The organism is Geodermatophilus sp. SYSU D00663, assembly GCF_054050655.1.
The window spans coordinates 24,774-33,266 of record NZ_JBJGZT010000038.1 but is presented as its reverse complement, the minus strand read 5'-3'; the positions used below and the strand labels follow the sequence as shown (position 1 = coordinate 33,266).

At 78.6% G+C, this 8,493-nt stretch carries 9 protein-coding genes; 4 read left to right on the top strand and 5 right to left on the bottom strand.

All coding sequences use genetic code 11. The features are described from left to right. Nucleotides 1-92: 92 nt before the first annotated feature. From hisF to priA, 3 genes are all read right to left on the bottom strand, one after another. On the bottom strand, nt 93-887 hold the full coding sequence (gene hisF / locus ACI79Z_RS21425) for an imidazole glycerol phosphate synthase subunit HisF (RefSeq protein WP_387986619.1): 795 nt from the start codon (nt 885-887) through the stop codon (nt 93-95). Nucleotides 888-960: 73 nt separating this feature from the next. After that, nucleotides 961-1,353 (bottom strand): RidA family protein, encoded by a 393-nt coding sequence (locus tag ACI79Z_RS21420; protein ID WP_387986617.1) that lies wholly within the window; start codon nt 1,351-1,353, stop codon nt 961-963. Beyond that, a complete protein-coding gene (gene priA / locus ACI79Z_RS21415) occupies nt 1,350-2,084 on the bottom strand; it encodes a bifunctional 1-(5-phosphoribosyl)-5-((5-phosphoribosylamino)methylideneamino)imidazole-4-carboxamide isomerase/phosphoribosylanthranilate isomerase PriA (RefSeq protein WP_387986614.1) in 735 nt (244 codons plus the stop codon). The genes ACI79Z_RS21420 and priA overlap by 4 nt, the downstream gene beginning before the upstream one ends. Before the next feature lie 58 nt (nt 2,085-2,142). Here priA and ACI79Z_RS21410 point away from each other — a divergent pair, with 58 nt between their 5' ends. Together ACI79Z_RS21410 and ACI79Z_RS21405 are read left to right on the top strand one after the other, a co-directional pair. Next, entirely contained in the window at nt 2,143-2,742 is a 600-nt protein-coding gene (locus ACI79Z_RS21410) for a nitroreductase family protein (protein WP_456903903.1), read from the top strand. A gap of 39 nt (nt 2,743-2,781) precedes the next feature. Continuing rightward, nucleotides 2,782-3,540 carry an SDR family NAD(P)-dependent oxidoreductase gene (locus ACI79Z_RS21405; RefSeq protein WP_387986609.1) on the top strand — a complete coding sequence of 253 codons (759 nt, stop codon included), beginning with the start codon at nt 2,782-2,784 and terminating at the stop codon, nt 3,538-3,540. Nucleotides 3,541-3,546: 6 nt separating this feature from the next. Here the strand turns inward: ACI79Z_RS21405 and ACI79Z_RS21400 are convergent, their stop codons facing one another. Further along, nucleotides 3,547-3,948, bottom strand: coding sequence for a VOC family protein (locus tag ACI79Z_RS21400; RefSeq protein WP_387986607.1), 402 nt, complete (start codon nt 3,946-3,948; stop codon nt 3,547-3,549). A 106-nt stretch (nt 3,949-4,054) separates the two neighbouring features. On the opposite strand from ACI79Z_RS21400, the gene ACI79Z_RS21395 reads away from it, so the two are divergent. Continuing rightward, on the top strand, nt 4,055-4,999 hold the full coding sequence (locus ACI79Z_RS21395; protein ID WP_456903900.1) for a helix-turn-helix transcriptional regulator: 945 nt from the start codon (nt 4,055-4,057) through the stop codon (nt 4,997-4,999). A 69-nt stretch (nt 5,000-5,068) separates the two neighbouring features. On the opposite strand, the gene ACI79Z_RS21390 is transcribed toward ACI79Z_RS21395, so the two are convergent. After that, nucleotides 5,069-7,384, bottom strand: coding sequence for a M20/M25/M40 family metallo-hydrolase (locus tag ACI79Z_RS21390; RefSeq protein WP_456903898.1), 2,316 nt, complete (start codon nt 7,382-7,384; stop codon nt 5,069-5,071). Nucleotides 7,385-7,450: 66 nt separating this feature from the next. Here ACI79Z_RS21390 and ACI79Z_RS21385 point away from each other — a divergent pair, with 66 nt between their 5' ends. Next, nucleotides 7,451-8,491 (top strand): molybdopterin-dependent oxidoreductase, encoded by a 1,041-nt coding sequence (locus ACI79Z_RS21385; RefSeq protein ID WP_456903896.1) that lies wholly within the window; start codon nt 7,451-7,453, stop codon nt 8,489-8,491. The last annotated feature ends 2 nt before the right edge of the window (nt 8,492-8,493 follow it).

The following is an 8,493-nucleotide window of genomic DNA, read 5'->3' as shown; positions in this document are numbered from 1 at the left end:
CCGCCGCCGCCCGGGCCGGCGGCCGGCCCGCCGCCGCCGGCGCCTCCCGCCCCCGCCCCCCCCCCCCGCCGGCGCACGACGGCCGGGCGCGGTCAGCGCAGGGGCGTGTCCGCGGCGGTGCGCACCGGGACGCCGGCGCCGGCCAGCGCGGCCTTGACGTCGCCGATCCGCAGCGTGCCGAAGTGGAAGACGCTGGCCGCGAGCACCGCGTCGGCGCCGGCCTCGACCGCGGGCGGGAAGTGCTCGACCGCCCCGGCGCCGCCGCTGGCGACCACCGGGACGCTCACCTCGCGGCGGACGGCGCGGATCAGCTCGGTGTCGAAGCCGGCGCGGGTGCCGTCGGCGTCCATCGAGTTGAGCAGCACCTCCCCCACCCCGAGCTGCGCGGCCTGCACCACCCACTCGACGGCGTCCCGGCCGGTGCCGCGGCGCCCGCCGTGCGTGGTGATCTCGAAGCCGGAGTCGGTGGCCGCGCCGTCGCGCACCCGGCGGGCGTCGAGGGAGAGCACGAGCACCTGGCTGCCGAAGCGGTCGGCGATCTCGCTGATCAGCTCGGGCCGGGCGACCGCGGCGGTGTTGACCGCGACCTTGTCGGCGCCGGCCCGCAGCAGCCGGTCGACGTCGTCGGGGCTGCGCACGCCCCCGCCGACGGTGAGCGGGATGAAGACGCTCTCGGCGGTGCGCCGGACGACGTCGTACGTGGTCTCCCGGTCGCCGGAGCTGGCGGTGATGTCGAGGAAGGTGAGCTCGTCGGCGCCCTCGGCGTCGTAGACGCGGGCCATCTCGACCGGGTCGCCGGCGTCGCGCAGGTCGACGAAGTTCACACCCTTGACCACCCGGCCGGCGTCGACGTCCAGGCACGGGATCACGCGCACCGCGAGGCTCACGACGCCTCCTCGCTGGCGCTCGTCGGCGGCGTTCGCCCGGCTGCTCTGCTCGTGCGTGGTCTCGCGAGCTCGCTCACGTCCCCGCCCCCCGGACCGCGTCGGCCTCCACCTCGACCAGCATGTCGGGGTGCAGCAGCGAGGCCACGCCGATCATCGCGGTGGCCGGCCGGACCGCGCCGAAGACCTCGCCGTGCACGCGCCCGACCTCCTCCCAGCGGGAGGTGTCGGTGACGTACATGCGGGTGCGGACGACGTCGGCGGCGGTCAGGCCCGCCGACTCCAGCGCGGCGACCAGCACGCCGAACGCGACCCGGGCCTGCGCGCCCACGTCGCCGGGGTGGACGACCGCGCCGTCGACGGTGGCGGTGCAGCCGCTCACCCACGCCGAGTCCCCGGCGACGACGACCCGGCTGTAGCCGACGACGTCCTCCCAGGGCCCGCCGGAGCCGATCCGCCGCGCGGTCACGACGAGACCTCGCGGGTGACCGCCAGCGCCTCGGGCAGCGTGAACGCTCCGGCGTAGAGGGCCTTGCCGACGATCGCGCCCTCGACGCCGACCGCGGTCAGCCCGGCCAGCGCCCGGACGTCCTCGAGCGAGCTGACCCCGCCGGAGGCGACCACCGGCCGGGGCGTGGCGGCGCAGACCTCCCGCAGCAGGTCGAGGTTGGGGCCGCGCAGCGTGCCGTCCTTGGTGATGTCGGTGACCACGTAGCGGGCGCAGCCCTCGGCGTCGAGGCGGGCGAGGGTCTCGTAGAGCTCGCCGCCCTCGCGGGTCCAGCCGCGGGCGGCCAGCCGGGTGCCGCGGACGTCGAGGCCGACGGCGATGCGGTCGCCATGCTCGGCGATGGCGCGGGCGCACCACTCGGGCGACTCCAGCGCCGCGGTGCCGAGGTTGACCCGGCGGCAGCCGGTGGCGAGGGCCGCGGCCAGCGACTCGTCGTCGCGGATGCCGCCGGACAGCTCCACGTCGACGTCGAGCTCGCCGACGACGCGGGCGAGCAGCTCGCGGTTGCTGCCGCGGCCGAAGGCGGCGTCGAGGTCGACCAGGTGCACCCACTCGGCGCCGTCGCGCTGCCACTGCAGGGCGGCGTCGAGGGGGTCGCCGTAGGAGGTCTCGCTGCCGGCCTCCCCCTGGACGAGTCGGACGGCCTGGCCGTCGGCGACGTCGACGGCGGGGAGCAGCTGGAGGGTGGGCACGCTCCCAGCCTAGGGACCGGCCCGCTGTGGCCTGACCCACCCGAGGCAGGCTGCGGGGGTGGAGTTCGCCGACGTCGTCCGCAGGCGCCGCATGGTGCGCGACTACGACCCCGACCGGCCGGTGCCGCCGGAGGTGCGCGAGCGGCTGCTGGAGCACGCGATCCGGGCGCCCTCGGCCGGGTTCACCCAGGGCTGGGCGTTCCTGGTGCTCGAGTCGGCCGCCGACCGGGAGCGGTTCTGGTCGGTGACCGCCGGGGAGGGCGCGCCCGACGCGTGGCTGTCCCGGATGCGGCGGGCGCCGCTGCTGGTGGTCCCGCTGTCGTCGAAGGCCGCCTACCTCGACCGCTACGCCGAGCCGGACAAGGGCTGGACCGATCGCGACGAGACCCGCTGGCCGGTGCCCTGGTGGGACGTCGACGCCGGGATGGCGGCGCTGATGATGCTGCTGACCGCCGTCGACGAGGGGCTCGGCGCCTGCCTGTTCGGCGTCCCGGCCGAGCGGGTGGACGCCGTCCGGGAGGCGTTCGGGATCCCCGGCACCCACCGGCCGGTCGGCGTCGTGTCGGTCGGCTACCCGGGCGGGGACGACCGGCGCTCGCCGTCGCTGCGGCGCGGCCGGCGGGGCGTGGACGAGGTCGTCCACCGGGGCCGGTGGTGACGCGGGCCGCCGGTGGCCGGGCTGGTTGACTGCCCGCTCGTGACCTCCTCCTCGCGCGCCGTCCTCGTCACCGGTGGCTCCCGCGGCATCGGCCGCGCGATCGCCCGCGCCTTCGCCGGGCGCGGGGACCGGGTGGCCGTCCACTGGGGCACGTCGAAGGAGCGCGCCGAGGCCGTGCTCGCCGAGCTGCCCGGGTCCGGCCACGCGCTGGTGCAGGCCGACATGACCGACGCCGAGGCCGTGGGCGCGATGGTCGACGCCGCCGCCGAGGCGCTGGGCGGGCTGGACGTGCTGGTCAACAACGCCGGCGTCTTCGTCGCCTCCCCGCCGCTGGAGTCGTCGTTCGAGCACTGGCAGGAGGTGTGGGAGCGGACGCTCGCGGTCAACCTGCTCGGCGCGGCCCACGCGACCTTCCGCGCCGTGCCGCACCTGCGGGCCGCCGGCGGCGGCGCGGTGGTCAACGTGTCCAGCCGCGGCGCCTTCCGCGGCGAGCCGCAGAACCCGGCCTACGGCGCCTCGAAGGCCGGGATGAACGCGTTCGCGCAGTCGATGGCGCTGGCGCTCGCGCCGCTGGGCATCTCGGTCACCGCGGTGGCGCCGGGCTTCGTGCAGACCGAGATGGCGCGCGAGGTGCTCGACGGCCCCGGTGGCGACGCCGTCCGCGCGCAGTCGCCGTTCGGCCGGGTCGCGCGCCCGGAGGAGGTGGCCTCGGCGGTGCTGTGGCTGGCGTCGCCGGAGGCGCGGTTCAGCACCGGGACGATCGTCGACGTCAACGGCGCGTCCTACCTGCGCAGCTGAGCCCGGTCAGCCGCCGTGCGCGGCGGCCCAGTGCGGGCTGGTGATGAGGCCGAGCAGGTTGCCGAACGGGTCGGCGACCACCGCGGTGGACCAGCCCTCGCCGCGGACGGTGGGCGGGGAGACGACGGTGGCGCCGGCGTCCTCGAGGCGCCGCAGCGCGGCGGGCAGGTCGTCGACGTGCCAGTGGACGACGACGCCGGCCGGCTGCCCGGCGGCCCAGGTGGCGTAGCGGGCGTCCATGATCCCGAGCTCGTCCTCGTCGTCGCCGATGCGGAACTCGACGTAGGCCGGCGGCCCCTCGACCGGCCGGGTGAAGTAGGGCCCGGTGCCGAGCACGCCGGCGTACCAGCGGACGGCGGCGGGGACGTCGTCGGCGAGCAGGGTCACGGTGGCCAGTCCTCGGAGCACGGGAGGGTCCCTCCGTCGGGCGGTCCGCCTGCTGCGTCCCGCTGGATCCCATGCTCCGCGGGGAAGTGCTCACCTCCTGAGCACTTTCCGCGGCATCCTCGGCGGCGTGCGCGCCGACCGGCTGGTGGCCCTCCTCCTGCTGCTCCAGGCCCGCGGCCGGGTCACCGCCGCGCAGGCCGCCGCCGAGCTGGAGGTGTCGGTCGCGACCGCCCGGCGCGACCTGGAGGCGCTGTCGGCCGCGGGCGTGCCGGTGTACCCGCAGGCCGGGCGGGGCGGCGGGTGGCAGCTGGTCGGCGGGGCGCGCACCGACCTGACCGGCCTGACCGGGCCCGAGGCGCGGGCGCTGTTCCTGCTGCTCGGCCCCGCCACCGCGGCCGGGCCGGACGCCCGGGGCGCGCTGCGCAAGCTGCTGCGGGCGCTGCCGGGGACCTTCCGCGCCGAGGCCGCGGCCGCCGCGGAGGCGGTCGTCGTCGACCCGGCCGGCTGGGGCGAGCAGGCCCGGGACCGGCCGGAGGTGGCGCTGCTGCTCGACGCCGTCGTCGCCCGGCGGGTGGTGGAGTTCGACTACGCCGGGCGCGGCGGCGCGCCCGGGCGGCGGCGGGCCGAGCCGTGGGGGCTCGTGGACAAGGACGGCACCTGGTACCTGGTGGCCGGCACCGCCGCCGGCCGGCGCACCTTCCGCGTCGACCGCATGGGGGCGCCGGCGGTGACCGGGGAGGGCTTCGAGCGGCCCGCCGGGCTCGACCTGCCCGGCGCGTGGGACGAGGTGGTCGGCGAGGTGGAGCGGCGCCGGTCGCCGGAGGCCGCGACGGTGGTGGTGCCCGCGCGGCTGGTGCCGGTGCTGCGCGACCGGTTCGGCCGGCACTGCGCCGTCGAGGGCGGCCCGGACGGCGACGGGCGCGTGCGGCTGCGGGTCGCGGCCCACACGGTGCGCGCGGTCGCCGAGCAGCTGGCCGGGTTCGGCGCCGCGGTGGAGGTGGTCGAGCCCGCCGCGGTGCGCGCGGAGCTGGCCGCGATCGGCGCGGAGCTGCTGGCCCGCCACGGCGGTTGAGCGCCCGGTGCCGACCTGCGGCTGCCCCGACCGCGCCGGGACGGCCACAGGTCGGCGTGCGGCGGCGGGTCAGCCGAGGTCCGTCGTCGCCCCCACGACCACGAGGTCGGAGCTGTGCGTGCCGGCCGCGTCCACGCCCGGCGGGCGGGGCTCGAAGCCGGGCAGGTCGTCCAGCCCGTCGCTGCCGTCGACCACCCGCAGCCGCAGCGGCCCGTCGCCGTCCACGGTGAACGTCGCCTCCACGCCCTGCGCGGGCGGCGCGTGGAAGGTGACCCACAGCCGGTCCTCCCCCAGCGCCTGCGCCGGGACGTCGCGCGCCTCCACGCGGGCGGCGGTGACCGTGCCGCCGTCGGCGGTCAGGTCCAGCACCACCAGCCGGACCTCGCGCTGCGGCGTGACCCGCACGGTGACCGTCCGTTGCCCGCCGGAGGAGCGGTCGTCGACGACCTCGACCCGCGACGTCGGCAGGCCCGCGACCTCCGCCGGCCCGGCCGCCACCGCCTCCCCGGCGAGGTACGGGTAGTCGTGCGGCAGCGTCCGCGGGGTGCCGACGTAGCGCGCCGTGTACTCCCCCGGGTCGTCCTCGGTGCTGGCCCACCACGCCTCGCCGGTGTCGGCCTCCAGGGCGTAGACCAGCCGGCTGGGCACCGGGTGCTGCGGGTCGAAGCGGTCCACGGCCAGCCCGACGGCGGTGAGCAGCACGGTCAGGACGACGGCGACCCCGGGCACGGCCGGCGTCCGCAGCCGCGCGCGGCCGGCCGGGAACAGCCCCTCCACCACCGGCAGCAGGGCCAGGGCGAGCACCGTCGCGACCGCCGCCGGCGCGGCCCCGCCGGCCAGGCCGAGCGCCGGGAGGAACAGCGCCACGGTCGGCGCGAGGACGACGACCGCGACCGCCCCGGCGACCAGCGCGCCGGCGGGCTGCGCGCGCCGAGGCAGCAGCCCGGTGAGCGCGCCGGCCAGCGCCGGCAGCGCGGCCAGGTACGACCCGCCGGGCGCCAGCGCCGCGAGGACTCCCGCGAGGACGGCGAGCAGGGCCAGCGCCCCGGTGCGCAGTGCCGCGGCGCCCAGGCGGCGGCGCAGCAGCGCGTACCAGGCGAGCACCACCACCGCGACGAGCGCGACCGCCGCCAGCCGGAACCAGCCCGGCTGCCACGGGTCGGTCATCGAGGCGTAGCCGGGCCGGATGAGCACCAGCAGCCGCCACAGCCCGGTCACCGCCAGCGGCGCCAGCACGAGCGGCAGCAGCGCCGCCGCCGTCCCGAGCAGCGTCCGCGGCACGGAGGAGCCGCGCCGGCGGTCCACCAGCGCCAGGACGACGACGCCGAGCACCGCCGCCCCCGCCAGCGGCCACACCAGCGCGCCCGGGTACCGCGCGAGCCCGGTGGGCAGCGGGAAGTAGGTGGCGTCGCCGTCGCCGGGGCGGGCGAGGCCGGTCAGGTCGGCGTCGCCGAGCTCCCGGGTGAGGGCGAGGGTGTTGTCGCCCAGGGCCTGCAGCGTCCGCCGGTCCAGCCGTTCGGGGGTGTCCTGCGGGGTGTGGTAGCCCGCGTTGCCGTCGATGAAGGCGGTGTTCAGGCCGGTGAAGTCGCCGTCGCCGAGCAGCACGCTGAAGTCGGTGTCGTTGGGCAGCGTCCGGTACACCTCGACGGCGAAGCTGCTGGCCACCGGGTGCGGCACCGCGGCGGCGTACCGCGCGGCCAGCCCGGCGTTGCCCGGCGACGTCTCGAACGTGATCGGCGGGCCGGTGGTGCCGCGGGCCTCGAGGTTGAGCACCACCCCGCCCTCGCTCGCCAGCGGGTGGCTGTCGGCGAACGCCTCGGCGCCGCACAGGCACGCCTCCTCGGCGTCGGTGATGACCACGACGACGTCGTTGCGCAGCGGCTCGCCCTCGCTGAGCGCGCGCACCGTCTCGAGGATCGCGGCCACGCCGGCGGCGTCGTCACTGGCTCCGGGGCCGGTCCCCACCGAGTCCGAGTGCGCGACGAGGAACAGCCGGCCGGTGCTGTCGGTGCCGGGCAGGACCGCGACGACGTTGCGCACCCGCGCCATCTCCGCCGCCCCCGGGCCGGCCTGCCGGGTGCCGACGGCGTTCTGCACCCGGGTGTCCAGGCCGAGGTCGGTGAGCGTGGCGACCAGCCCGTCGACGACGCGCTCGTGCGCCGGGCTGCCGGTGACGTGCACCTGCGCGGCGATCTCCTGCACGTGCGCGAAGGCCCGGCCGGCGCTGAACGACGCCGCCGGGGCGTCGGCGGGCGCGGGGGCCGGCGGCCGGAGCGCCAGCACGCTCCAGACGGTCAGCCCGGCCAGCAGCGCCAGGGTGACGAGCGGGCCGGCCAGCCCCCCGCGGCGCTCGGGTGCCGGGGCGGGCGTGCGCGACGCGGGCAAGCGGGGTCCTCCTCGACCGGGTGCCGGACCGGGTCACCCTAGGCGCGCGCGGAGGACACTCCGGGGATGCTGCGCGGTGCGCTCCCCGCTCGTGCCGGGCGCCGGACGAACCTCGGGCTGCTCGTGCTCCTGCTCGTGGCCGGCGGCACCGGGGTGCTCGCGTTCGGCGTCGGGACGCCGCTGCCCTCGCGGCTGGTGGCCGCCGCGCACGGGGCGGCGGGGCTCGGCCTGCTGCTGCTCGTGCCGTGGAAGGCCGTCGTCGTCCGCAGGTCGCGGGCGCGCACCCGCGGCCGGCGCGACCCGACGGCGGCGTGGGGCCTCGCGGTCCTCGTCGGGCTGACCGTCGTGACCGGCCTCCTGCACACCGTCGCGGGGCCCGGCCTGGCCGTGGGCGGCGTGGCGCTGCTGCAGGTGCACGTCGCGACGGCGGTCGGCACCGCGGTGCTGCTGGCGGTGCACGCCGTGGGCAGCCGGCAGCGGCCGCGGCGCGGCGACGCCTCCCGCCGCGCGCTGCTGCGGGCCGGCGGCCTGGCCGTCGCCGCGGCCGCGCTGTGGGGCGCGGTCGAGGGCGGCCTGCGGCTCACCGGGGCACCGGGCGCGCGCCGGCGCGGCACCGGCTCGCACGAGCGCGGCAGCGGCGACCCCGCGGCCATGCCGGTGACGCAGTGGTTCACCGACGCCGTCCCGGACGACGCCGGCGGGACCGTCGAGCTGGTCGCGGGCGGCCGCACGACCCGGCTGCGCGCCGCCGACCTCGACCGCGGCGACACGGTCACCGCCGTCCTCGACTGCACCGGCGGCTGGTACGCGACGCAGGAGTGGCGCGGCGTGCGGCTGGACCGGCTGCTGGCCGGCGCCGGGCTGCCGGAGGACGGCAGCGTCGACGTCGTGAGCGTGACCGGCTACCGGCGGCGGCTGCCGCTGGCCGACGCGGGCGCGCTGCTGCTGGCCACGCACTGCGCGGGCCGGCCGCTGTCGGCCGGGCACGGGGCGCCGGTGCGGCTGGTCGCGCCGGGCCGGCGCGGCTACTGGTGGGTGAAGTGGGTCCGCCGGGTGGAGGTGGTCGACGCGCCGTGGTGGCTGCAGCCGCCCTTCCCCCTGACGTGACG

Coding starts and splice junctions, on each gene's coding strand:
- ACI79Z_RS21385 (WP_456903896.1), top strand. CDS start 7,451: ATGCTGCGCGGTGCGCTCCCCGCTCGTGCCGGGCGCCGGACGAACCTC.